This window comes from Nitrospira tepida, from assembly GCF_947241125.1.
Taxonomy (GTDB): domain Bacteria; phylum Nitrospirota; class Nitrospiria; order Nitrospirales; family Nitrospiraceae; genus Nitrospira_G; species Nitrospira_G tepida.
Genome location: NZ_OX365700.1, coordinates 2,508,374 through 2,533,235 on the forward strand (window position 1 = coordinate 2,508,374; position 24,862 = coordinate 2,533,235).

Annotated in this window: 22 protein-coding genes; 10 read left to right on the top strand and 12 right to left on the bottom strand. The window is 59.6% G+C overall.

From position 1 onward, the window contains the following. Window positions 1-52: 52 nt before the first annotated feature. Complete coding sequence (locus tag QWI75_RS11910) at window positions 53-562, top strand: hypothetical protein (RefSeq protein ID WP_289268794.1); 510 nt, start codon at window positions 53-55, stop codon at window positions 560-562. Window positions 563-675: 113 nt separating this feature from the next. Here QWI75_RS11910 and QWI75_RS11915 read toward each other — a convergent pair whose 3' ends face one another. From QWI75_RS11915 to QWI75_RS11935, 5 genes are all read right to left on the bottom strand, one after another. Continuing rightward, complete coding sequence (locus QWI75_RS11915) at window positions 676-1,119, bottom strand: hypothetical protein (protein WP_289268795.1); 444 nt, start codon at window positions 1,117-1,119, stop codon at window positions 676-678. A 113-nt stretch (window positions 1,120-1,232) separates the two neighbouring features. After that, complete coding sequence (locus QWI75_RS11920) at window positions 1,233-2,636, bottom strand: porin (RefSeq protein WP_289268796.1); 1,404 nt, start codon at window positions 2,634-2,636, stop codon at window positions 1,233-1,235. Window positions 2,637-3,202: 566 nt separating this feature from the next. Further along, on the bottom strand, window positions 3,203-3,844 hold the full coding sequence (locus QWI75_RS11925) for a response regulator (RefSeq protein WP_289268797.1): 642 nt from the start codon (window positions 3,842-3,844) through the stop codon (window positions 3,203-3,205). After that, window positions 3,841-4,761, bottom strand: coding sequence for a sensor histidine kinase (locus tag QWI75_RS11930; protein WP_289268798.1), 921 nt, complete (start codon window positions 4,759-4,761; stop codon window positions 3,841-3,843). Before QWI75_RS11930 ends, QWI75_RS11925 begins: the two co-directional genes overlap by 4 nt. Before the next feature lie 413 nt (window positions 4,762-5,174). Next, the gene (locus QWI75_RS11935) at window positions 5,175-6,671 is read right to left on the bottom strand and encodes a porin (RefSeq protein WP_289268799.1); all 1,497 of its coding nucleotides are present in this window, start codon (window positions 6,669-6,671) and stop codon (window positions 5,175-5,177) included. Between the two features lie 398 nt (window positions 6,672-7,069). Here QWI75_RS11935 and QWI75_RS11940 point away from each other — a divergent pair, with 398 nt between their 5' ends. After that, on the top strand, window positions 7,070-7,768 hold the full coding sequence (locus QWI75_RS11940) for a winged helix-turn-helix domain-containing protein (protein ID WP_289268800.1): 699 nt from the start codon (window positions 7,070-7,072) through the stop codon (window positions 7,766-7,768). Between the two features lie 15 nt (window positions 7,769-7,783). On the opposite strand, the gene QWI75_RS11945 is transcribed toward QWI75_RS11940, so the two are convergent. From QWI75_RS11945 to QWI75_RS11960, 4 genes are all read right to left on the bottom strand, one after another. After that, the gene (locus QWI75_RS11945; protein ID WP_289268801.1) at window positions 7,784-8,167 is read right to left on the bottom strand and encodes a CBS domain-containing protein; all 384 of its coding nucleotides are present in this window, start codon (window positions 8,165-8,167) and stop codon (window positions 7,784-7,786) included. Between the two features lie 76 nt (window positions 8,168-8,243). Further along, window positions 8,244-8,423: a hypothetical protein gene (locus QWI75_RS11950; protein WP_289268802.1), complete on the bottom strand. Its 180-nt coding sequence runs from the start codon at window positions 8,421-8,423 to the stop codon at window positions 8,244-8,246. 170 nt (window positions 8,424-8,593) lie between these two features. Beyond that, on the bottom strand, window positions 8,594-9,166 hold the full coding sequence (locus QWI75_RS11955; protein WP_289268803.1) for an OmpA family protein: 573 nt from the start codon (window positions 9,164-9,166) through the stop codon (window positions 8,594-8,596). A gap of 312 nt (window positions 9,167-9,478) precedes the next feature. Continuing rightward, on the bottom strand, window positions 9,479-13,198 hold the full coding sequence (locus QWI75_RS11960; protein WP_289268804.1) for an aldo/keto reductase: 3,720 nt from the start codon (window positions 13,196-13,198) through the stop codon (window positions 9,479-9,481). 170 nt (window positions 13,199-13,368) lie between these two features. Between QWI75_RS11960 and QWI75_RS11965 the strand changes: the two genes are divergently transcribed. From QWI75_RS11965 to rnd, 3 genes are all read left to right on the top strand, one after another. Continuing rightward, window positions 13,369-14,808, top strand: a complete 1,440-nt coding sequence (locus QWI75_RS11965; RefSeq protein WP_289268805.1) for an NAD-dependent malic enzyme — start codon at window positions 13,369-13,371, stop codon at window positions 14,806-14,808. A gap of 126 nt (window positions 14,809-14,934) precedes the next feature. Next, window positions 14,935-15,573: a DnaJ domain-containing protein gene (locus QWI75_RS11970; protein ID WP_289268806.1), complete on the top strand. Its 639-nt coding sequence runs from the start codon at window positions 14,935-14,937 to the stop codon at window positions 15,571-15,573. 3 nt (window positions 15,574-15,576) lie between these two features. Next, window positions 15,577-16,785 (top strand): ribonuclease D, encoded by a 1,209-nt coding sequence (rnd, locus tag QWI75_RS11975; RefSeq protein WP_289268807.1) that lies wholly within the window; start codon window positions 15,577-15,579, stop codon window positions 16,783-16,785. Here rnd and arsC read toward each other — a convergent pair. After that, on the bottom strand, window positions 16,761-17,120 hold the full coding sequence (arsC, locus tag QWI75_RS11980) for an arsenate reductase (glutaredoxin) (protein ID WP_289268808.1): 360 nt from the start codon (window positions 17,118-17,120) through the stop codon (window positions 16,761-16,763). The genes rnd and arsC overlap by 25 nt on opposite strands. Before the next feature lie 129 nt (window positions 17,121-17,249). Between arsC and QWI75_RS11985 the strand changes: the two genes are divergently transcribed. Beyond that, window positions 17,250-17,627, top strand: coding sequence for a hypothetical protein (locus tag QWI75_RS11985; RefSeq protein WP_289268809.1), 378 nt, complete (start codon window positions 17,250-17,252; stop codon window positions 17,625-17,627). Between the two features lie 72 nt (window positions 17,628-17,699). Here the strand turns inward: QWI75_RS11985 and QWI75_RS11990 are convergent, their stop codons facing one another. After that, a complete protein-coding gene (locus tag QWI75_RS11990) occupies window positions 17,700-18,101 on the bottom strand; it encodes a hypothetical protein (protein ID WP_289268810.1) in 402 nt (133 codons plus the stop codon). A 526-nt stretch (window positions 18,102-18,627) separates the two neighbouring features. Between QWI75_RS11990 and QWI75_RS11995 the strand changes: the two genes are divergently transcribed. The 4 genes from QWI75_RS11995 (at window position 18,628) to QWI75_RS12010 (ending at window position 23,737) form a co-directional block, all read left to right on the top strand. After that, window positions 18,628-19,764, top strand: coding sequence for a citrate synthase (locus QWI75_RS11995; protein ID WP_289268811.1), 1,137 nt, complete (start codon window positions 18,628-18,630; stop codon window positions 19,762-19,764). Between the two features lie 184 nt (window positions 19,765-19,948). Then, window positions 19,949-20,401, top strand: coding sequence for an Hsp20/alpha crystallin family protein (locus QWI75_RS12000; RefSeq protein WP_289268812.1), 453 nt, complete (start codon window positions 19,949-19,951; stop codon window positions 20,399-20,401). A gap of 364 nt (window positions 20,402-20,765) precedes the next feature. After that, window positions 20,766-22,208 (top strand): class II fumarate hydratase, encoded by a 1,443-nt coding sequence (locus QWI75_RS12005; RefSeq protein ID WP_370693639.1) that lies wholly within the window; start codon window positions 20,766-20,768, stop codon window positions 22,206-22,208. Between the two features lie 152 nt (window positions 22,209-22,360). Continuing rightward, complete coding sequence (locus tag QWI75_RS12010; RefSeq protein WP_289268814.1) at window positions 22,361-23,737, top strand: FAD-dependent oxidoreductase; 1,377 nt, start codon at window positions 22,361-22,363, stop codon at window positions 23,735-23,737. Between the two features lie 21 nt (window positions 23,738-23,758). Here QWI75_RS12010 and QWI75_RS12015 read toward each other — a convergent pair whose 3' ends face one another. After that, window positions 23,759-24,613, bottom strand: coding sequence for an NAD(+)/NADH kinase (locus QWI75_RS12015; RefSeq protein ID WP_289268815.1), 855 nt, complete (start codon window positions 24,611-24,613; stop codon window positions 23,759-23,761). Between the last annotated feature and the right edge of the window lie 249 nt (window positions 24,614-24,862).

Here is a 24,862-nt window from a genome sequence, read left to right on the forward strand (position 1 = left end):
TGAGCGGAGGAACGGGGAGCACGGCCATCCTGCACGGGTGAGCACAGAACAAATGGCGGCTGTGTTGAATGGGGTGCGCGTGATCTCCCGAAAGGGGATGATCGGTTCGATGGTGATGGGAGAGGCGCAGGCTGCTGCGGCCTTTTCCCCCATGGAGATTCAAGCACTGGCTCCTCAGTTAAGCCACGCACTCGCCCAGGCGAAACCGGAGGAACTCGTCACATTTTATCGTCGGTACACGGATGTCAGTGTGGGACTTGCTGTCACATCAGGAGGGTTGTTTGTACAAGACCAGCACCTCTATTTCATCCTGGCCAATGATCGCACGTTGCCGTCCGACTCCATTAATATCAACATGATGTATGAGATCGATCCCGTCGATAATCCCTTGCAACCCATTTCCCGTAACAGCTTCCGTGCCTCATTCGTGCCAAGCTATGTCTTGGTGCCTCCTGACGAGCGCCGGCCGTGGCCTTATATCGACGAGGGACGCATCCTTGCGGTTGACTTGAAGCTGCTCGACCACGAGATGAAGGGGGATCCGTCGGCTTCAAAACGGTAACTGGCTCGACCGTTCGGCTTTCTTCCGTCAGACATGTGATCGATGCGAATCTTTTCACATGCCTTCTGGCATCGGTTGGCTTTGCAGGGGGTCAGTATGTCGCCACACCCGTTTCATTCCCAGAGCGCCTGGTTGGCCGAAAGGAAACAAGTGGGGAAGGGAAAAGTATCCAGTCTTGTTTGAATCCAAGCCACCATTCGAGTCAGCTCTACTGGGATTGGAGATATATCTCCTGCAGAATCCCGCAAGAATATATCGACCCAGGCTTTTGGGCTGGACTTGGTGATCGCGATGACCGGCAGGCTCGGGCAGGCACTGCGGACCAGCCGCAATCCATCACAGTGCTGAGTCGCCCCATCTTGCTGGGTCGACTCAAGGCTCAATACAATCACATCGAGATCGATGTCGCGCAGTTGGTCCACCACCGGGTCAAGGTAGCGAACTAAAATTGGATGATACCCGCCGCCGGCCAGCCAATCAGCGAAGGGTAGTCCGAAGGTAAACTCAGGATCGACAATCAGCGCGCGGGCGTTACCGACATGCGTTCGGTTTCTCATGCTCGACCTCGATAGAAGAATGAAACCCCTGTGAGCCGATTAAGATCAGTACACCCTCCGGGAAGAGGGAGCCCTGGGATGATTCCAGGACTCCCTCACGGGCGGTGAAGTCCTCAGTTCCAAAACCATTGGGCCTGGAACCGGAGTTGCGAGGCGTCAAAATCGATCTGGGACTGATTGGCTACCAGGGTGCTGTTTAATCCGTTCTTGAACACATAATCAGCCACGAAGCGGAGGTGTGTATCCGGTTCCCAGACCAATCCGAAATTCCAGGTTCTCGATTGTCCATCCGGTGCTCCGTTAATTGATTTGAACCCGCCATAGTATTCCCCCCAACGAACATACGGAGTGAGCATGCCCACGTCCGAATACCGCCAGGTATAGTTGGCTTGAATGTAGTACCCTAAGACTTGGGTTTCATCGACAAAGCCGGTCTGCTGGTTGCGTTGCGGACCGCGGCCGATCGTGAACTCGGCCATGATGCCCCAGGGTTGCGGCGGCGTCCAGATGTAGGCGTTGAACCGTTGGTCCTTGACGTCGCACCCCCCTTCTGCGGTTAACCGGTCGTGGCATCGGGCCGCGCTCGCGACATTCGGTTGGCTCACTCCTGGCACGGAGAAATAGCCGTAATAGCCATGGACGCCGGTTTCCAACAATCGGCCGTTTCGGAACTGAAACGGATAGGCGAGACGAGCCCCCACGTGCTTGTTCTTGTTGAGCTCAAGACGATTTCGCGACTGCCCGTTATAGACCATGATGCCAAAGACGCCGTAGTCGCCCGGGCCATTGTGATAGGCAGCCAACTGCGCGTATCGCTCTTGAGCGGTTTTGGGACTCCAGTAATAGGCGATGCCCAAGTCTCTCTCATTCGGAGCCCCGCTGGTCACCGATTCGTGCCGGTCCAACTCCTGCCGATTGGTGCTGGAGCGGTAGGTGTCGAAGGAGTTTGGAACACGATGAAGACCCATTCGCAGGCGATGGACTCGATCCTTCGTCAGGTAAAAGTCCATGTGATTGTCGATCATTTCTCGATTAGAGAGTTCCTGCTGCGAGCCTTCGAGCGCGAATTGAATGAAGAAGGCCACCCGTTCGGAGACTTGGCCCTGAAAAACCAGCCGCAGCCGGCGGACATAGAACTCGTTGCCTTGCTGATCGCCGAAACTGTCGTTCAACGGGATATCGAACTTGCCATCGCTTGCCCCGAGGTTGTAGCGGAATTGCGTATAGCCGTTGATGCGAATCCGCTCATACCAGCGAGGATTTCCGGCAAATTGCATTTCCGCGGTTTGCTCGAAGATGCGACGTTCCTCCTCCGCCTTAAGCCGTATCCAGTCGTCTTGCGTCAGGACTCCTTTTTCGAGCAAAAGATTCTCCAGAGTTGTGCTCTGAATGGAGAGCCGTTGGCCGGATGTGACCCGTTCCTGTTGACCGGTCACGTGGACAGGATCCGTCATCTGGATCGGCTCAGCGCTGCCGGACGCCTGCGCGAGGACCGATCCTGCCTGAGACATCATCATACGTTCACTCGGCCGAACCGGCCCGATCATGGAAGGATCGGCCAACTGCTGGTCAGCCGGGCCTGCTGCTGATGCTAGGCCGGCTGCGAATGTCAGACCGATCGACCAGAAAACCGGAAGAATCCATTGATTGTGTGAGATTCGTCCCTGTGACCGTTCCCGCATGCATCCCTCCTTCATGAAGCCCGCAAAGCGATGGTGAATGGTGTGCCTCAATGCTGCTGCGCGATACGGCTGTCGAAGCGGCACCTCTCGGGGCAGCCTGTCTTCCGTCTTCGCATCGATGGTTATGCAGAGGGCGCGTCACGAGGTCATGAAAGTGGCGTTAACAGTGTGTTGCGGGGGCGGGGGTCCAGTATGAATGGTCGGCGATGCCGGTATCGGTTCGATCCGTCGGCACGTAAAAGCCGCAGTTGGCAGAGTCGTTCTGGATCTGGCTCAAGGGCACCACGATCGGAATACAACAGGAGATCGGCAGTCGCGAGGGTGTTTGGTGGGAAGGCAGAGGCATCGAACGCCCGGAAGCATCACACCGTGATAGATGCCACTGGAGCGTTCGCCACTGCCTAGGTCGGAACAATCAAGGCGTGGGCAATAGCATACTTAACCAATTCAGCCGTGCTGCGCACCTGCAACTGCTGCATGGTGCGCCCCTTATGAAACTCAACGGTTCTCGGCGAAAGGCCTAACTGACCGGCTATTTCCTTGACCGTGTACCCCTCGGCCACCAGTTGGAGGATTTCACGTTGCCGCGTTGAAAGGTCATCGAGAGAGGCGTTCGAGTCCGACGGGCCCTTCACCAAGACATTGACCACCTCCTTGGTCATCAGCGGAGTCACGTAATAGTTCCCGCTTCGCACCGTGCGGATAGCTTGCAGAAGTTCATCGGTCGCAGATCGTTTAAGAACGTAGCCCGCCGCTCCCGCCTTGAAGGCCGCCTGGACATAGGGCATCGCCGCATGCATGGTCACGATGATCAACTTGGTTTGGGGGGAGGCCGCGCGGACTCGACTGCAGGCCTCAATGCCGTTCAACAGGGGCATCGAAATATCCACAATGGCGATGTCAGGTTGTAGATGCTGGGCTGCATCAAGGAGCGCACGACCATCCTCCACCAACCCAACAACCTCGCAACTGTCTTCGAGCAACTTGACGAATCCGGCGAGGACGAGGGTATGGTCGTCAGCAAGGAGCACTCGTGGTTTCATTGTCGAAACCTCACAGAAAGTGGGATCGTGATGAGAATCAGGGTGCCTCGTCCGGGCTGAGAATCCAGCTTGAACACCCCCTGCACGGCTCGGACCCGTTCCTGCATATTCAGTATCCCCATGCCCCTGCGGCCTCGTTTCACATTGTGCACCTCGAACCCGCATCCGTGATCGCGGATCGACAACTCGAGTCTTTGTTCGTCCGCAGTCAACTCGATTTCGACCCGCGCGGACCTGGCATGTCTGGCGATATTCGACAGGCTCTCCTGGACGACGCGGTAAAGACATGAACTCACGTCTTCCTGTAGGTCTTCCATAGGGTCCTGGCACACGAGGATCGTCTTGATGCCGGTTCGGGTCTGAAAATCATCGACTAGGCACTCAAGCGCCGCGTTCAAGCCGAGGTCGTCCAGGACCGAAGGATGAAATTGGTAGGCCAGTCCCCGAATATCGTCGGAAAGCTGGGTCGTCCGAGAGAGCAAAGACCGCAGGTTTTCTCGAATCGCAACCGGGATGCCTCGCTCATCCTGTTCCAAGGCCTGTAGATCCATCGCCAGCAATGCCAGCCGTTGGTTGATATCGTCATGTAACTCATGCGAGATGCGGCGGCGCTCCTGTTCCTGGGCCGTCAACAGTTTCGCGGTAAGGTCCTGCAAGTCTTGTCGGCTTTGCTCCAAGGCCGCCTGGCTCGCTTCCAGCGCCGCTTCATGAGAACGCAGAATACGCTCCGCTTCACGACGTTGGTGAATTTCCTCGATCAAGGTTTGATTCAGATTACAGAGATCTTTGGTGCGCTCATGGACCCGTTGCTCCAGTTCGTCGTAGAGACGCTGGAGCGCAGATCCCGCTTTCTGGCGTTCCTGAATAGACCAGGCCGAGACGCAAATGACGATGAGTGCGAAAAGACGATTGTACACAGAGACCCATTCTGGCACACCCAGGAGTTCCGTGCTGAGCAGGAAGCCGGCGAGCAATAGCACTGTCGCATAGCTAGCGAGCACCATCGGAGCCCGGGGTGAGGGGATGAAAAAGGCAAATAACATTAGGAGGGCGTACAACGTACCGTTGCCCAAACTCAGGGGCAGAAGACTATCAACGATCAGTAGAAGGCCCCCCAAGACAAGGGCCAGTATCCACGGCAGGGGTGGAGCGAACAGTTCCGGTAAGGATTGTGCTTGTCCTGAATGAGTTGGAGTCACGCTTACTGGCTCATGAGGATTGCGATATGAAGCGAGGGAAGTCATTCTGGTGTGCGAGCCTCCGGACGGTGTCCTATCGGCTGTCACGCCACTCAGCCGGGACCGGATTCCCCTCCCAGGCCGTCCATCTCCTAGTTCCAAAACCACTGAGCCTGGAACCGGAGTTGCGAGGCGTCAAAATCGATCTGGGACTGATTGGCTACCAGGGTGCTGTTCAATCCGTCCTTGATCATCCAATCAGCCACAAAGCGGAGATGCGTATCCGGCTCCCAGACCAATCCGAAATTCAAGGTTCTCGATTGTCCATCCGGTGCTCCGTTAATTGATTTGAACCCACCATAGTATTCCCCCCAACGAACATACGGAGTGAGCATGCCCACGTCCGAATACCGCCAGGTATAGTTGGCTTGAATGTAGTACCCTAAGACTTGGGTTTCATCGACAAAGCCGGTCTGCTGGTTGCGTTGCGGACCGCGGCCGATCGTGAACTCGGCCATGATGCCCCAGGGTTGCGGCGGCGTCCAGATGTAGGCGTTGAACCGTTGGTCCTTGACGTCGCACCCCCCTTCTGCGGTTAACCGGTCGTGGCATCGGGCCGCGCTCGCGACATTCGGTTGGCTCACTCCTGGCACGGAGAAATAGCCGTAATAGCCATGGACGCCGGTTTCCAACAATCGGCCGTTTCGGAACTGAAACGGATAGGCGAGACGAGCCCCCACGTGCTTGTTCTTGTTCAGCTCCAGTCGACTGCGCCCCTGTCCGTTATAGACCATGATCCCGAACATGCCGTAATCGCCAGGTCCATTATGATAGGCGGCGAGTTGTGCAAACCGCTCTTGGGCGGTCTTGGAACTGTAGTAATAGGCGATTCCCAAGTCTCTCTCGCCGGGAGCGCCGCTCTGGATGGACTCGTGCCGGTCGAGTTCTTGTCGATTGGTGCTCGATCGGTAGGTGTCGAATGAATTCGGAACGCGGTGGAGCCCGAACCGCAAGCGATGGACGCGGTCCTTTGTTAGATAGAAGTCCGCATAGTTATCGATCATCTCTTGATTGGAGAGGACCTGTTGGCTGCCCTCCAACGCGAACTGTAGAAAAAATGCTATCCGTTCAGAGACCTGCCCTTGAAAGACCAACCGGAGCCGCCTGACATAAAATTCATTCCCCTGTTGATCGCCGAAACTATCCGTCAACGGGAGGTCGAACCGTCCGTCCGTGGCTCCGAGATTGTAGCGGAATTGCGTATAACCATTGATCCGAATCCGCTCATACCAGCGAGGATTTCCAGCAAATTGCATTTCTGCGGTTTGCTCGAAAATGCGGCGTTCTTCCTCCGCCTTGAGCCGGACCCAATCTTCTTGCGTCAAGATCCCCTTTTCGAGCAACAGATTCTCCAGGGTTGAGCTTTGAATCGCAAGCCGTTGTCCGGTCGCGGGGCGTTCATACTGACCAGTCACTTGAACCGGATCAGTCATCTGGATCGTTTCGGCGCTCGTCGTCGACTGCGCGACAACCGATCGGGGATCGGATGCCCCACGATCGCCCGACCGGACCGGTCCGATCAGCGAGGGGTCGCCTACCTGCTGCTGAATCAAGCCGGTCGCTGCTGCCAGACCAGGTACAAACGCCATACCGATCAGCAAGATCCAGATCCTGAATATGGGAACGATGATGTGCTCCTTCAGGAACTGACGGATACTGCCTGACCACCTTCGCTCGTTCTTCACTCGCCCCTCCTTTTTTGTAAGGTACGATCAATGCTCGGGTATGGTGCAATGACAATCGGGTAATTTATTCGTCAGGTACACGTAGGATTGACATGGCGCACCTCGTATACTTTCACGCCGTGTCGTACAATTCATGACAGTGTAAATTCCGTGTTAATTGTGCAGGAATCCAAAGCTCCGCCCGAGGCGGCTCTAGTAGGAGGGTCGGGCCGAGTCAGAATTTACTGACACGTAATTCCCGCATTACTGTTTGGCAACGCTTCCAACATACGCTCGCGGCGGTTTCTTCAGAGGAGGGTGCCATGGCAAACGGGCCGTTAGCAATCTTGGCGGTTACGAGCGACGAGACCGTCTCCCGATCGCTCGACAAGTGCCTTTCCAGCAACGGCTATATCTGTGTCCTGGCGCGCAGTGCCGATGAAGGGATCGCCAAGTATCGACAATCTTCACCGGCTCTTGTTCTGATCGATCGCCGACAGCCATCGCTGGCGGCCTTGCTGCAGGCAGCCGCCAAGGAGTGCATCCCGGTCGTGTCGCTCCAGCCGCCCGGCCAACCTTGTGGAGAAGAGGAATGCGCTGAAGACCTGCAGACAGGCGTCGATCAGGTGCTCTGCACGGACAGTTATCGGGAAGTCGTGGCGCGGATTAGAGCGCTCCTGAGACGGACTCGAGCTTCGTCAACCCGCGGCCAGCGCTTTGAGATCTGCGGACTTTGTCTGGATGTGGAGCGACATGAGGTGAGCGTCAACGGACGCGAGGTCGAGCTGACGCCGAAGGAGTTTCAGATTCTCTCTCACCTGATGCAGCACCCCGCGCGGGTCTTTACCAGGCAGGAACTGTTGAATCGGGTGTGGGGAGAGGATTGGGCGCTGGAAGAGCATACGCTCGACGTGCACATCTATTCGCTGCGGCAGAAGATTGAAACCGACGCGGCCAACCCGGCCTACGTCGTGACCGTGCGCGGCGTCGGATACAAGCTCCAGTCGGATAGGATCTCGTGAGCGGCGACGGTTCTGCTAGAACTCGTCGATCGAGACCGGATGCAACAGATCCCGCACCGAGACCATCCCGACAATTTTTCCGCTTTGGGTCACCGCCAGGTGGCGGGTCTGATTCTGCTGCATCAAATCCGCCGCCTCGGTGATCGGGCGCCGTTCGTCGATTCCGATGATCGGGCTGCTCATGATGTCCTCCACCGCAATGGCGGCCAGAGGTCGTTCTTCCACAATCGCCTTCCTGATGATATCCGGCTCGGTCACGATCCCGATCAATTGGTCCCGAGATCGTACCAGGACGCTGCCGATGCGCCGGTGGCGCATGACCTTCGCCGCCTCGATCACCGATGTCCCCCGATCGACCGTCACCGGCTCCGCCGTCATGAGTTGCCCGACTCTGACCATCTGATTCCTCCTTGGTTATGTGTGTTTGCCCGTTTCTGCGATACGACTCTTACAGATTGCCGAACCGGGACCGACTCTATGCTTGCTTCAGGAGCACGATCAACGGTTCGATGCTCCTCCCCGAACGTTTGATCCTCAAGAGAGGGTAGAGGAGTTTGGTCCGCATCCCCCGCAAGGTCTGAATCGCCAAGATGATCGGGGAGCAGGCGGCCAGTCCAAGTCCCAGGATGATGAATGTGTGGAAGGTGTCCGGCATCTCGCCTCCTTTTCTGGGAACGATACCAGACGGTCGGCTCCAAGCCGGTTAACGGGTTGTCAGATTCTTGTAAAATTTCTGGAAGGCCAATGGTGTGCGGGAGCAGTGAAAGAGGGTCGCGGAGATCCCGCTTAAACATACTCCCGGGGACCTCCAGACGGGAGCAGGCCTTACTTGACCGTGAAGCGCACGCTGCGGTTTTTCTGCCAGCACTCGGGTGTGTGCTCGAAGCAGAGGGGGCGGTCTTTGCCGTAGGTCACAACCGATAAGATGGAAGGAGGAAATCCCAGATTTTCCAAGTAACGCTTGACCGTCTTGGCACGCCGTTCGCCTAACACCATATTATAGGCCGCGGTCCCGATTTCATCCGCGCGGCCCTCCAACACGATCTGGGAGACGGTGTCCTTGCTCAAGTTTTGGGCGTTGGTCTCGACAATCGCCACCGCGTCCATTCGCAGGCCATAGCGGTCAAAATCAAAGGGCACATCGAGCAGGTAGGCTTTGGTCGGTTCAGACGGTTCAGGCGGAAGCGGCTCGGCTTCCTGCGCCTGCTCAAGCGGCACTTCCTTCAAGGCCGGTTCGGCCACTTGCTCCGCCCGCATGGCATCCTGCTCTGCGGCCGCCGGTTCAGTCGCTTTCTCCTGTCCGACTGCGGAGCCGGATCTGGTCGCACAGCCGCTCGATATCACCATCACCAACAGGCTGGAGAGCAGAAACCACCGGTGCTGGCGCTCGATCTTCATCGGTCCTCCATACCAACCTTCGGTTGAACCGGCGCCTCTTCTTCGTTGTATCGCATATGACGGCGCCGGAGAGACACCTCCAGTGACTCTTCGCATTCCATACATAACAAGCTTGAGCCACAGGCTCTTCATAACTTCTCAGGAATCTACCGCCAGGAGGGGACACCTTTAGTTATTTCATCGTACTATTTTATACCTACCTTCGGTTTAACCGGCTGCCTTCAGGTTGTTCTCGGTAGCCGGAGACAACTCCTCAAGGGATTCGTGGCACTTACCCTTCGCCTGAGATGACGAAGCGCCATGATATCCGAGTCACGACCACTGAATTCGCCGGGCTGCTTCATAAATGGGGCGAACGTTCGGGAGCATCGTCCCTCGGAGCATACCGAACGAGTCTTCCACGTAACCCTGTGTGCGCATCCCGTTCAACACCGAGGTCACGCCGGCGGTGCTCATGACGACCAGCAGGGCCTTCTGCGAGAGCGGGACCTGAGCCATGGAAGGAGGCAGGAAGGGCGTGATGGTGGCGCTGATGCGTTCAACCCGAAGCCGGCTTCGTTCTGCGGCCTCTCCTTTGAGGCTCTTCAGCAGGCGCAGCAGCTCCGGCTGGTAGCCATCCCTCCAGACTTCCCATTGCTCGGCCAGCTTTCCGGTCAGGATTTGATTGAGCGCGCGCACGACCTGGTTCAGGTGCGGCGCGATCATATGGTGCTCGACCTGCTCCCAATGTTCCAGCCCGTCCAGATGTGGTCGAATCTTCGCCAATTCCTGCGACCAAGTAAAGTATTCTTTTGGATCCAACCCCTGTCCTGCATGGGGCACATGTGGAGCCAGTTCGCGCAGATAGGTCGCCTCCAGCGCGGCGACCTTGTCTCGTTGGGCTGCAAAGTCGATCGATTCCGATTCAACCGACACCTGTGCCAACCGGACAATGCCGCCCTTGGATTCCGGTCTGGCCGGCATGGCGTTCAACGGCCGATTGGCCAGGACCGCGATGCCCTTGACGGTTGCATGGTCCAAGACCGTTTGTTCGTTATTAAGCCCTGTATTGGGCAACAACACAGCCCCGGATTCGAATAGATTCAACGGACATTGCAAGACTTGAAAATGAGCCGAGGCCTGGCCCGCCTCGCGGGCCGCCGTTTCCGCGATTTCCAGCATGCGAGACAGCGAGGTTGTCTCAGGGCTCTCGGCAGGCCCGATGACCGTATTGGAGGACACGCCATAATATCGGATGCGGCCCTGTCGGACCTGCTCCTCGAGGTACTGGAAGGCCTGGCCGAGGCGGCGGTCGAATTCACGGCGCGTCTCGTCGAGCGGCCGCCCCTGATGTTGCGCGTCCAACAGGAAATATTCCGGATTGTGAAGCAGGCAGACATCAACCGTCGCCAGCCCCAAACGATCCAAGGAAGACGCCAACTGATCCGCTAGGAACTCCGGATGCAGGCAATGCCAGATGCCGTCGCCGTACTTCACCATCTCAGGATAGGGCCGTCCCATCCGCTCCCGCTCTTCTGCCTGTTTGAGATTGTGCCCCTGGACATACCCGATCTTCGTCACAACGATGATCTCGTCGCGATTGATCTCTCCCTTGCGCTGAAGCTCGGCCAACGTGAGGCCGACCAGCCGTTCGCTGTCGCCGTCTGCGTAGTTGGTCGAGGTATCGATCAGGTTACAGCCCTTTCGGAGCGCCAGCGCAAGCGCGGAGCCGAACTCGGGATCGCTCGTATCGATCCGATAGCAGCCGAAGCCCAGACGGCTGGTCGTGAGGCCTGTGGAACCGAACGAGGTATAGGCGCTGCCGGAGAGGGACGGATCGGCGCCGAGCTTTCGGGCCGCGTAGCCGGCTGTTCCTCCGGGAGTGGCATGGCCGACCAGCCTGGTACCGGACAGGGAGCGAGGAGTCTGAGAATCAGGCGGGGAGGTCGGCCCGCCATCCAAGGCCGATTCGACCGAAGCAGGATCGGTCAGCGGCGCCTGGCAGGCAAAATTGCGACAGATGTACAAGGCCGCCCGGTGGCCGACCAACGACTTACCCGATAACAGGGGGTGCTCCACCGGCTCACCCGAAGGATCACCCTGGGCGAGGATGCGATGGGGCAAATAGGGCCGGTTCATTGCCGCGCGGAGCGCCTCGAAGCCCGGTTCATTCGGTCGGCCGATCAACGCCAGCTCGACCGGCCCTTCTAGTAAGAACTCGGCGACGATCAAGCTCTTCGCGAAGGCGCGAGGATAGCGAGCAATGGATCGGCCGTAGACACGAATGGCATTGGTCGCCAACTCCCGCCAATCGTCCCGGCCGTAGTGAAAGGACAGCCGCGCCAGCACGGAGGCCGCCACGGCGTTGGCGCTGGGCGTGGCGCCGTCGGGCCCTTCTCGGCTGCGCCACAACAACGCTTCATGCTGCCGCCCGGTGGTATAGAACCCGCCCCGCTCCTCGTCCCGAAAATCTTCCACAATCCGTTCAGCGAGACGGACGGCTGCCTTCAGGTACGGCTCCGGCGCGCCCGCCTCGTAGAGATCGATCAAGCCCTCGGCCAGGCAGGCGTAATCTTCCAGGCAGGCTTCATGTTGCGGGCGCCCGAGCCGGTACGTGCGAAAGAGCCGTCCGTCCGGCTTGACCATGGTCCGTAGCAGAAAGTCCGCGGCCTTGACGGCGGCCGACAGATATCGTGGCTCACGAAGCACGCGGGCCCCCTCCGCCATCGCGCTGATCATGAGGCCGTTCCAGGCCACGATGATCTTGTCGTCCAAGCCGGGAGGAACGCGCTTCTGTCTCGCCTCATAGACCAGCCGCCGCGACCGGTCGAGGCTGGCCTCCAGCTCCAGGGCCGTGATCCCGCATTCCCGCGCCACCTCCTCGATCGACCTCGACGTATGGGGGATATTCCGGATTCCCTGTGATTCGCCGTGCCCGGCCGGCTCCACCCAGTTCCCTTTTTCAGAGATGTCGTAATAGGCGCAGAAGCGCGCGGCTTCCGTGTCGTCGCCGATGGCTTGGCGAATCTCCTCCGGCGTCCAGACAAAAAACTTGCCTTCGACTCCCTCGGAATCCGCATCCGTCGCCGAATAGTAGGCTCCCTCCGGTCCGGTCATCTCCCGCAGGATGTACTCCAAGGTTTCGGTCGCCACACGGCGATACCGAGCCTCTTGCGAAATTTGATAGGCCTCCACATAGACCTTGGCCAGCAACGCGTTGTCGTACAGCATTTTTTCGAAGTGCGGCACCAGCCACTTGGCATCGGTGGAATACCGCGCAAAGCCTCCGCCGACATGATCGTAGATCCCTCCCGTCGCCATGCTGTCGAGCGTGCGGCAGACCATATCCAGGATCTTCCGGTTTCTTGTTCGATGGAATTGCCGCAGCAGGAACGACAGGCCGGTGGCAGGAGGGAACTTGGGCGCTCCGCCGAACCCCCCGTATCGCGCATCGAACTCCTCCTCGTACTGGCGGACGGCAGCATCGAACTCCGCATCGCCGATCGAGACGGGGGCCGGGAGTTGGACCTCCTGCCTCAGGCGGCCGGTCATGTGGCCGGCCTGTTCCCGCAGGCCCTGGCGGTCCTTCACCCAAAACTCGGCGATCTTTTTCAATAACGTCCCGAAGCCCGGACGGCCCCACCGGTCGGTCGGAGGAAAGTAGGTCCCGGCAAAGAAGGGTTGTTGCTCCGGGGTCAGAAAGACGGTCATGGGCCAGCCGCCCTGGCCCTGATTCATGGCCACCGTCGCCTGCATGTAGATTTCATCAAGATCCGGGCGTTCCTCGCGATCGACCTTGATACAGACGAAGTGCTCGTTCATGAGCCGGGCGATCTCGTCGTTCTCGAACGATTCCCGCTCCATGACATGGCACCAATGGCAGGAGGAGTACCCGATGGACAGCAGGATCGGCCGATCGAGCCGCCTCGCCCGCTCCAGGGCTTCCGGTCCCCAGGGATACCAATCCACCGGATTGTAGGCATGCTGCAGCAGGTACGGACTGGTCTCGTTGATGAGACGGTTGGAACGACGGGTTTCGGTTGTCTGTGTCATGAGGGGAACCTAACACCGGCTTAAGAACAGGGTCAACCGCTCAGCCAGAGAGGGGATGCATTCCGTCTGTCCGGGAAACGCTCGACGCCGTTATGGGCTCCGTGCGCAAACGGTGGAATCTCTGTGCTATTCTCTCTGTCAGGCAGGAAGGCAGAAGGGATGGAACCAGGATGGATATCGGGCCCTATTCCAATTACCGGCTGACCGTCCGGCTCGAATTGCGCAATCGTCCCGGCACCTTTGCGCAGGTCGCGGCCAGGCTGGCGGAGGAAGGCGCCAATTTGGGCGCGGTCGATATCGTCTCCGCCACAGCGGACCGGATCGTCCGCGACATCACCTTCGATGTGAGCAGCGAGGCGCACGGCGAGCACGTCCTCAAGCGGCTCGACGACATTCCGGACGTGCGGGTGCTGTCCGCCTCGGATCGGATTTTCCTGCTCCATCTCGGCGGCAAGATCAAGGTCCAGAGCAAGCTGCCGCTTTCCACCCGCAACATCCTCTCGATGGTCTATACGCCGGGCGTGGGCCGTGTCTCTCAGGCGATTGCGCGAGACCGTTCCAAGGTCTATGCCTTCACGACCAAACAGAACAGCGTCGCCATCGTCACCGACGGGTCTGCCGTGCTTGGGCTGGGCAATTTAGGGCCGGAGGCCGCGCTTCCGGTCATGGAAGGCAAGGCGATGCTGTTTCGGGAACTGGCCGGCATCGACGCCTGGCCGATCTGTCTCAACACGCAGGACCCGGACGAGATCGTGCGCACGGTGACGCACCTCGCGCCCGGATTCGGCGCCATCAATCTTGAGGACATCGGGGCTCCCCGTTGCTTCGACATCGAGCGCCGGCTGAAGGAGATGCTCGACATTCCGGTGATGCATGACGATCAGCACGGGACGGCGGTGGTGATTCTGGCAGCCTTGACCAATGCGCTGAAGCTCGTCAACAAGCGGCTGGACAAGGCGCGGGTGGTCGTCATCGGCCTCGGCGCGGCCGGGACCGCCTGTTGCCGGATGTTGCTGGCCGCGGGGGTCTCGCATTTAAAAGGCATCGAACCCGAAGGCATTGTACTGCAGGGCGATGGGGATCAATTGCGAGCCTGCCGTCACGATCTGCGGGCCGCGATCGATCGAGGCCGGCCGGCCGGCACGCTGCAAGACGCGCTCAAAGGGGCCGACGTGTTGATCGGCCTTTCGGTTGGCAATGTCTTGACTCCGGACGACCTGATGCTCATGGACAAGGACCGGATCGTGTTCGCCATGGCGAACCCGGATCCGGAGATCGCTCCCCTGGCGGGGACAGCCAAGTCCCGCATTTTCGCGACGGGCCGGTCGGACCATCCGAATCAAATCAACAACGCCCTGGCCTTTCCCGGCATGTTTCGCGGGGCGCTCGATGCGCAGGCGCGCGAGATCAACGAATCCATGAAACTCGCGGCGGCGCAGGCGCTGGCGGAAATCATCCCGGCCACGGCCTTGAGCGACGACTATATTATCCCCAGCCTGTTCGACAAGCAGGTGGTGCCCAAGATCGCCCAGGCCGTGGCCGCCGCGGCGCGCGAGACCGGCGTCGCCCGCCGCCGGGACCGGGGCGGCGAGGGGCCTCTTGCCGACTGATCGCCCGCCGCCAGCTTCGTGTCCCTGCGCAAGGCGCAGGCGAGGGACTCTCTCTGCGCCGATCCCGGAGGATATGCTAGAATCCTCCTTCTGTTGATCAACCTGCGAACCCGTCGGAACCCTGTCATGCCTTTTGATCAGCGCAAGGTCCTGCGGTATCAGAACGGCATGCGCCGCCGGATCGAGGTGCTGCGCACGAGAACGGCGGACAGCCTGGACTTTGCGGTCGACCACATGATGGAGGAGCGCGTCGACAGTTTCTTTCAGGTCGAGCAGGCCTTGGAGGAGATCGGCCGCTCGCTGGACATGATCGATGCGGAGCTTCCGCTGGTCTGCGACCTGTCGCACGCCATCCGGTTGGAGGCGAGGCTTGAATTCGTCGAAGATCGTTGGGATGATCTCGACAGCGAAGTCCGCGAGCGGCCCCGACGCCGTCGCCGCCGCATCAACCTGGCCGATTTCCTCAAGGCCGCCGGCGGAGGAGGCAACTCCTGGGACGGGACGGGGCCGAGGGGCGAGGTCCGGACCATGAGCGAAGCCTACGACATCCTGGGTTTGGAGGACGGCGCCTCCCTCTTAAAGGTCACGCGCGCGTTCCGGCAGCGGGCCAAAGACCTCCATCCCGACGCGCGGGAAGGGGATCGCAGCGCGGAGCCGGAACTGCGGCGGATCATCGAAGCGTACCAATTTCTCAAGGAATCACTGAGCCTCAGCAACGTCGAACCCCCGCGGCATGCTGACGCCCCGTTCCGGCCGACCGAGTAACCGGTGCCTCACCAACCCCCCCCGCACTATATCAGCGACGAACCGGCTCTGAGCCGACTGTGCGATCAGCTTGCTTCCTGTGCGCGCCTCGGAATCGACACGGAATTCATCGGGGAAGAGAGTTTCGTTCCCCGGCTGGAATTGATCCAGTTGAGCACGGCCGATCTCCAGGTGGTGTTGGATTTTCCGGCGCTGCAACAGACCCGCGCCTTGCCCCGTCTGTGGGAGATCATCTGCTCGACGAAGATCGAGAAGGTCGTCCACGCGGGCCGGCAGGATCTGGAACTGCTGGCCACACACATGGGCCAGCTTCCGCGCCCGTTTTTCGATACGCAGATCGCCGCGGCGATGCTCGGGTACGGGGCCCAGATCGCCTATGCCCAGCTTGTGCAGCGGACCCAGGGGGCCAGACTGGAAAAGTCGCACACCTTCACCAACTGGAGCCAGCGTCCCCTGTCGCACGACCAGATCGCCTATGCGCTGGCCGACGTGCGGTACCTCCTGCCTATCCATGATGAACTGCTCCGGCGGCTGCACTCGCTTGGGCGGCTGGCATGGGTGCAGGAGGAGTTCGACCGTCTCGGCGCCTTGGTGGTGGAGCGCGAGCAGACGAGCCGGGAACGGTACCAGCGGATACGCGGCTGGGACAGTTTGAAACCGCGTCAGGCGGCGGTCTTGCGGGAACTGACAGCCTGGCGGGAGACGGAAGCGCGGCGGCGGAACGTGCCGCGCGGGCGGGTGCTGCGGGATGAAGTTCTGCTGCAAGTCGCCCGACAAGCTCCCAAGCACCAGGCCGACCTGCGGGAGATCCGGGGATTCCCGCCGCAGGAAGTCGCGCGGAGCGGTGAGGCGATCCTGACCGTGATCGCGCAGGCCTTGACGCTGCCGGCCAGCGAATGGCCGGACGTCCCCCGGGACCGCAAGCCCGAACCGGAATCCGCCGGGCAATTCGAATTGCTGCAAGCCACCCTCAAGGCCCGCGCCGCGGCGCTTGGGATCGCGCCGACGTTGCTGGCCACGGCCGGCGACCTTCAGAAAATCGTGGACGAGCGTGCGGCCGGCAACACGCCGACCGTGCCGCTTCTGGAAGGCTGGCGGAGGACGATCGCCGGCGACCTGATCCTGTCGGTGCTGGAGGGCCGAACCGCGCTCCGGATCACAGCGGACACCGGGCAGGTGACCTTCTATCAGGACGGAGACAAGAGTTCCTGAACGGATTCGGCGGGCCTCGCCAACAGCACCTTTTCTCCCTTCTGGACGATCGGACGTTGAATGAGATCGGGATGCTTCAGCATCAGGTCGATCAGTTCGTCATCGGAGAGCTGGCGCTCGGCCAGCTTAAGGTGCTTATAGATGTCTTCTTTGGTCCGAAGCACGTCCCTCGGTTTCAAGCCGGCACGCTTCAGGAGATCCTTGAGCTGAGCCTTGGTAAAGGGTGTCTCGTAATAATTTACAGCCGAATAGTCGGCCCCGCTTTCGCGAATTATCTGCAGGGCCTGGCGGCAGGTGGAGCAGGTGGGTTTCTGATAAATGGTAATCTTCGCCATGGCGTTGTCCTTCTCGATTTTATCTTATCTTCTATGGGAACGTCCGGACCGTCTTGACCTTCCGATCTCGGTTGTTACATCCTGTTCACGTTGCCCGGGTTCAGCTCAGGTTGGTGGAAAGAGGCGCTCATGATCATCTCGGCGGGAACCAGTTCAACCGGCAGTTTTGCCATCGCCGCGCCAGGCCAGCGCACGTTACGGGAACTCCGGACCAAACGCAAGGGTCAACCGGTGTTCGTGCTCGGCCATATCAACGAGCGCAAGGGGCAGGAAGCCACCTTCGAATTGTTCAATGTCCGCCTGGCCGTCGTGAAATTTCAAGACGGAGTCACGATCGGATACGACCCGGTCGAATTACTGCTGCCGACGGAAATCGACGAGAAGGGGGTGGCGTATTTCGAGATCAGGCAGTGCCGCTGTTGCGAGCAACTCTTTCCGTTGACGGCCGAGGAGTACCGGCAGGACCCGGAACCGACCGACTGCCCCGAGTGCCGATCTCAGGACTGAGTGATGAGTGCTGGGGACTGACTATAGAAAGTTCCGGAAGCACCCTCTCAGCACTGAGCACTCAGCACTGTGTCAATCCACCAGCGGCGCCACTTCGATAGCCTTCTGGATCAAGCAGTCCCCCGCGGTGCTTTGCAAATTCATCGGCAACATCGACGCATCCAAAATCCTCACCGACAGCACCTGATACCCTTCGGGGATCTTCTTCACCTCAGCTTTCAGCGAATGACACATTTCGAGCGTCCGCCAGACCGGATTGCCCAGCACTCGCTCGGTTGGCATCAGTTTGGCCTCGCTCACGGTCCCCTCGACCGAGACCTGGGCGGTCACCGCGGCTTTATCCTTCGGCGGCTTTGTGACGACGGCGAAGAGTTGTAACTCTCCGTCCTGGGCCGACAGCGGATCCGCGGCGCCGAGTGCGACCGTGAGCAGCAAGAGACCGCCCCATCCTGCACAGGCTCTGTTCATCTGCATTGCCGCCGCCTTCATCATGAGCCGGTTGCCGTTTCCTGTCTTGACGGTGATGAGGGAGCCGATCCGCCAGAACCATCGGGTCGGGTCGCCTCCTGAGGCGGTTGCCGAACCGGCTCGGGCATCGCACCGCCATGGCTCAAGGCGCTGGTCCCCACGCGTGAAGAGGAGGGAGCGGACAGCCCATTAGGCGACACGATGGCCGGGAGCGGCTGTGTCTCCTGGCGCCACCACACAAGGGCGCCGGCTGCAAGGAGCAACAGGCCGAGGACCGTCATGACCCGAAACCATGCTGTCTTCATCGCCAGACCCGGATCCCCGCATCCATGCTGTCATGCCTACGTATATTCAGTATGCCAATCGTCTTGGACCTTTGCAAGGTCGAGAACCGGATCTTGGTGGCTGCAAGGCCGATGCGAACACTCGACAGAGTCGCGGTCGAACGGCATAATGAAGTCAGATCGCGGCGTCGTCACGTTCTCGGCAATGCGATCGGCGAGGTTGGAACGATACGAGAGGAGGGGCGACTATGGCGCATGATTTCATGCCTGGCCTGGCCGGAGTTCCGGCCGCCAAATCCGCGATCAGCGACGTGGACGGCCAACGAGGCGTCTTGGAGTACCGGGGCATCCGCGTCGAGGACCTTTGTGCCAACTCCTCGTTTCTCGAAACTTCGTACCTGTTGCTGTTCGGCCACCTTCCGGTCGAACAGGACTTGAGTCGGTTTGTCGATGATGTCACACATCATCGCCGCATCAAGTTCAAGATCATCGACCTGATCAAGTGCCTGCCGGAGACGGGCCATCCGATGGATGCCCTCCAAGCGGCTGTGGCGGCCCTCGGCATGTTCTATCCGGGCCGCAACGTCGAGGACCTCGACAATAATTACTGGTCCGCCGTTCGGCTCATTGCCAAAGTTCCGACCATTGTGGCTGCGGTCGCCCGTATGCGCCATGGAGACGACCATGTGCCGCCGCGCGATCATCTGGGCTTCGCCGCGAACTTTCTCGCCATGCTCTTCGATCAGGAGCCACCCAAGGTCTGGGCGCATATTTTGGATGTCTGCCTGATTTTGCACGCCGAGCACACGATGAACGCCTCCACCTTCGCGGGATTGGTCACGGCCTCGACTCTGGCCGATCCCTATACGGTCGTGGCGTCCTCCATCGGGGCGCTGAAGGGACCGTTGCATGGGGGCGCCAACGAGGAAGTGGTTCAGATGCTCCGCGAGATCGGCCGTCCATCCCGCGTCCGCGCCTATGTCGACGAGAAACTCAAGAACAAGGGCAAGCTGATGGGGTTCGGCCATCGGGTATACAAGGTAAAGGACCCGCGGGCGGTCATTCTTCAACGGCTTTGCGAGCAATTGTTTGCCGAATTTGGCCCGTCGCCCCTGTACGAGATCGCTGTCGAACTCGAAAAGGTGGCGGCCGACTATCTCGACGCCAAGCAAATCTATCCCAATGTCGATTTTTATTCCGGCATCATTTACGACAAAATGGGCATCGACATGGAGCTGTTCACGCCGATTTTTGCCGTCGCGAGGGTGGCGGGATGGTTGGCGCACTGGCTGGAGCAATTGCGCGAAAACAGGCTCTTCCGGCCCGAACAAATCTACGCCGGGGAACATAACCGCCCCTATGTGCCGATCGACCAACGCCGCTAACAGGATCTCCTCGCCTTTTGGCGCAAGGGTAGAAAATCATAAGGCTTCTTCTTGAGAAGTCAACGTCTCGATCTCACGCAAAAACCTTCACCACTCGCGCCCTTCCCCTTGACGATTCGGCAAGCCGGGTTAACTACATACCTAGAAGCCGGCTGATCGGAGCCGCTACACTCAAGGAGGTGCGATGATGAATCTGGTACGGTGGGACCCATTCAGGGAACTGGAAGAAATGTCGGATCGTTTGAACCGTGTCTTCGGACGTCCATCAACGGCGAAATCCGACGGCAAAGAAACCATGACGGTGGCCGATTGGACTCCGTCCGTCGATATCAGCGAGACGGACGGCGAGTATCTGATTAAGGCCGAGCTGCCCGAGGTCAAGAAGGATGACGTCAAGATCACCCTCGAGGAGGGTGTCCTCAGCATTCAGGGGGAACGAAAGCACGAGAAGGAGGAGAAGAACAAGAAGTTCCATCGGATTGAACGGGCGTATGGACGATTCGTGCGCAGCTTCGTCGTGCCGGATTACGTCGATGAAAGCAAGATCAAGGCGGAGTACCAGGACGGGGTGCTGCACCTTCACCTTCCGAAATCCGATAAGGCGAAACCCAGGGCTATCGAGGTCAAGGTCGCCTAATCGCTTCGGCTCGTCGAGCCATCGTTCGAGTGACTACGAAAGGCCCGCCGGTACGGCGGGCCTTGTGTTTCTCGTCCCTCCGCTCTGCATTCGGCCTGCCATCCGAATTTTCCTTTCGCATTCTCCTTAGCTCGGCCAGGTTGTGCGAGCATCCATGTCACTGTTCCGGAGTCATTCACGGACGAGTCCTTACCGGTTTCTTTCCGGCCTCGACCCTCCTTCTCGCTCAATGGACTTGTGAACGGACCGTCAAATGATTAAGATGCCTCGCTCTGTGACGGCAGGCAGCCGCAATCCGTCTGCATCAATCTGACCAGCACCAGGGGAACCCAGCACGATGAAGCCGACACGTTCCGCACAACCGATGAACAACCGGACCGGCGTTCGAATCCCGCAGGGGCCGACCAGGATGGAGCGCGATACGATGGGCGAACTCGCCGTCCCGGCGGAAGCCTATTACGGCGTACAAACCGCGCGCGCCATCGAGAACTTTCCGATCAGCGCGCTCCGGTTTCCCCGCTCCTTCATCCGCGCCATGGGCCTGATCAAGCGCGCGGCCGCGGCCGCCAACCACTCGTTGGGCCTGATCGACAAGGCGCAGGCCGAGGCGATCAAGCAGGCCGCGACGGAAGTCATCGAAGGAGGGCTGGATGCGGAGTTTCCCGTGGATATTTTTCAAACCGGCTCCGGCACCTCGTCCAACATGAATGCCAATGAAGTCATCTCTAATCGGGCGACGGAATTGCTCGGAGGAGCCAGGGGGAGCAAGCTCGTCCATCCCAACGATCACGTGAATCTGGGGCAGTCGAGCAACGACGTCATTCCGACGGCGATCCATGTCGCCGCGGTGGAAATGATGGAGCGGCAGCTCATTCCCGCGCTGATCAGGTTGCGCAAGGCGTTGGCCCGCAAGGCCAAGGAGTTCGATCCGATCGTCAAAATCGGCCGCACGCATTTGCAGGACGCCACACCCGTGCGCCTGGGACAGGAATTCGGCGGCTATGCCCGCCAGATCGAATTGGGAATCGAGCGGATCAGGCATGCGCAGGCCGCGCTGAGCGAAGTGGCCTTGGGTGGCACCGCCGTCGGGACCGGCCTCAACGCCCACCCGGATTTTGCCAGCCGCGTGATCGCCATGATTGCCAAGGAGATCGGCTGCAAACTCAAAGAAGCCAAAAACCATTTCGAGGCGCAATCGACCCAAGATTCCGTGGTCGAGGCCAGCGGAGAACTGCGTACGCTGGCGGTGAGCCTGATGAAGATCGCCAACGATATTCGATGGCTGGGATCGGGCCCCCGATGCGGTCTGGGCGAACTTCACCTCCCGGAAACGCAACCGGGCTCATCGATCATGCCAGGCAAGGTCAATCCGGTCATCGCCGAATCGGTCACGATGGTCTGCGCGCAAGTCATCGGGAACGACGCGACCGTGACGGTCGGCGGGCAGGCGGGCAACTTCGAACTCTTGGTGATGTTGCCCGTCATGGCCTACAACCTCCTGCAGTCCATCGAATTGCTCGCCACCGCTTCAGACAATTTTGCAGCCCGCTGCATCGAAGGCATCCAGGCCAACGAAAAGCGTTGTCGCGAGTCCATCGAGCAGAGCCTGGCCATGTGCACGGCCTTGGCGCCGGAGATCGGCTACGATGCGGCGGCGCAGATTTCCAAGGAGGCCTACAAGACAGGCAAAACTGTCCGGGAAGTGGCGAGGCGCAAGCGGGTGCTCAAAGAACAACGGCTCAAGGCATTGCTCAATCCCTGGCGCATGACGGAACCGGGCGGCCCGGTGGGCAGCGCCGGGGGGTAAAAATGCGGGCATAGACTCAAGGAAAGCCGGCGGATTGCCGAGGAGCCCCTTCCACTCCTTTGACAGTTCAAAAGTCACTGTGCTAAAGTCCGCGAAAATTTTGCCTTTTTTATTCAAACCCACGCAATCGCACAAGGGGACCTCTGTCGCATATGAATACCGCTCATCAGCCATCCGGAGCTACACATCTTATTATCGTGGTCGGCGCAGGCCCCGCCGGCATGTCGGTGGCCAACGTGTTGTCGAAAGCCGGGCATGAAGTCATTGTTTTGAACCGCGACATCAAGTTCGGCGGCCTTGCGGAGTACGGCATTTTTCCGAGCAAGCTTAAACTGCGGGGCGGCTTGAAGAAGACCTATTGGGATATCCTGGAGCGGCCGAACGTGCATTATTTCGGAAACGTCTCCGTCGGCGCCAACAAGGACCTGACCGTCGAGCAACTGCGGTCGCTCGGCGCCAGCGCGATCGTCTTTTCCACCGGCGCCCAGGGAACCAAGACCATCGGCGTCGAGGGCGATTCGGCGCAGGGGGTCTTTCACGCGAAGGATGTGGTCTATCACTTCAATCGCCTGCCCGGCTTCGGCGATCGCCCGTTCGACATGGGAAAGCATGTCGCCGTCATCGGGGTCGGCGACGTGATGGTCGATATCGCCCATTGGCTCAGCCGGTATAAAAAGGTGGAGCGCGTGACGGCCATTGCCCGCCGCGGACCAGCCGAACGCAAATACAATCCGAAAGAAATCCGAGCCATTTGCGCCAACCTCGATCAAGAGGCCTTGGCGAAGGAAATCGAGCGGATCAGGCCGCGGCTCGAAGCGGTGGGGCAGCAGCCCGACGCCATCCTCAAGGACATGTTGGCGGAATGCGACAAGTGCGAGCCCAAGGTCAGCGAGACCAAATTCGGGTTCCGCTTTCTGGCCTCGCCCAAGCGTGTGCTCGTAGACGCCAACAATCGGGTCCGGGCGCTCGAAATGGAAGAGACGAAGCTGGAGCCCAAGGGAGAGGATACCGCCGCGGTCGGCCTCAAACAGTTCTACGAGTTTCCGGTCGACAGCGTCGTCTTCGCCGTCGGCGATAAAGTCGATGAGACGGTCGGTCTTCCCTACAAGAACGGGGTCTTCGTGACCAATCCAAACAAGACCGGCAATGAGCCGGACGACGCGCTCTTTCAGGCGTACGATGAAGCGTCCGGCCAGGTGCTCCCCGGCGTTTTTCTCGCCGGCTGGGCCCGCAAGGCCAGCGAGGGATTGGTCGGCGTGGCGAAGCGGGACGGGGAGTGGTGCGCGGAAGTGGTGAGCCGCTATCTCGCCGGACTCTCGCCGGTCACGCGCGCGGCGATCGAATCATCCATGAAACGGCTGACCGATCTGTTGGTCCAACGGAAGACGGCGTACGTTGATGCGGCCGGACTCAAGGCGCTTCAACAGGCGGAGCAGGGACAGAAGGCGAGCGGGGATTGCATCGGCGAATTCAAGTATGTCACCAACCAGGAGATGTTGGGCCACATCTACGCGATCCGTTCCAAATAGTCGCGCTTCCTGCATGATCCATCACCCGTCCCCCCATTTGAGCTTCAGGCGAAGGGTTTCGTAGTAGGTCCGTTCGGGAAATCGGATCAGGTGCGTCCGGTGATCGGACGCCGTGACAATCACCACATCCCCTTTCTGCATCGCCATGCCCTCCTGCCCGTCGAGCGTCACCATCGCCCCGGCGTCTTTGCTGCTGAGCGAAATCGAAATGCTCACCGTGCTCGGCACGATCAGGGGCCGGTGCGTCAGCGTATGGGGGCAGATCGGCGCCAGCATGAAGGCCGACGCCGCCGGACTGACGATCGGTCCTCCCGCGGAGAGGGCATAGCCCGTCGATCCGGTCGGCGTCGAAACGATCAGCCCATCTCCCCTCAGATTGGTCACGAATTGCCCGCTGATTCCCACCTGCGTTTCGATCATCCGAGCCAGGGTCCCTTTGGAAATGACGACATCGTTCAGCGCGGTGGATTGCATCACGACTTCACCCGCCCGCTCCATCGTGGCGGAGAGCATCAGGCGCTCGTCGATCGCAAAGTCATCACGAAACACCCGCTCCAGCGCGTCGAACAGGTGATCGACCGTCACCTCGGTGAGAAATCCCAGCCCGCCCATATTGACGCCCAGGATCGGCGGGTTGCGTGCCGCAACGAGACGGGCGGCGCCCAACATCGTGCCGTCTCCTCCGAGGACGATAATCATGTCGGCCTCTCGCGCGATCGTCGGCCGGTCGAACGGCTGACATTCATCGATCAAGGCCGCGGTCGACGATTCGAGCAAGACGTCCTTCTGCCGGTGCCGCAGCCACAGACACAGCTCGTGCAGCGTCTGCGCCACATCGGGAAACTTGGGTTTGGTCAGGATGCCGATCCGCTTCATCGATCGCCCCGCCGGATCATCGGAACCGTGTAGTCGGGCGGGCAGATACTAGGGAGCCGGTTTTGCGAAGTCAACGCAGGCCACCATAATCGAATGATTTCGAAGCGTACGTGATGTAAGAAAATGCGAGGCGACGCAGGAGAACAGTACGCGCGAGATCGCGTGCACAGAGATTTGTTCGCACCTTGACATGCCTCAACCTGCCGATTAGAATAACTTTAGATTTTTCCTTGGGTTCCGTGCTTTCTC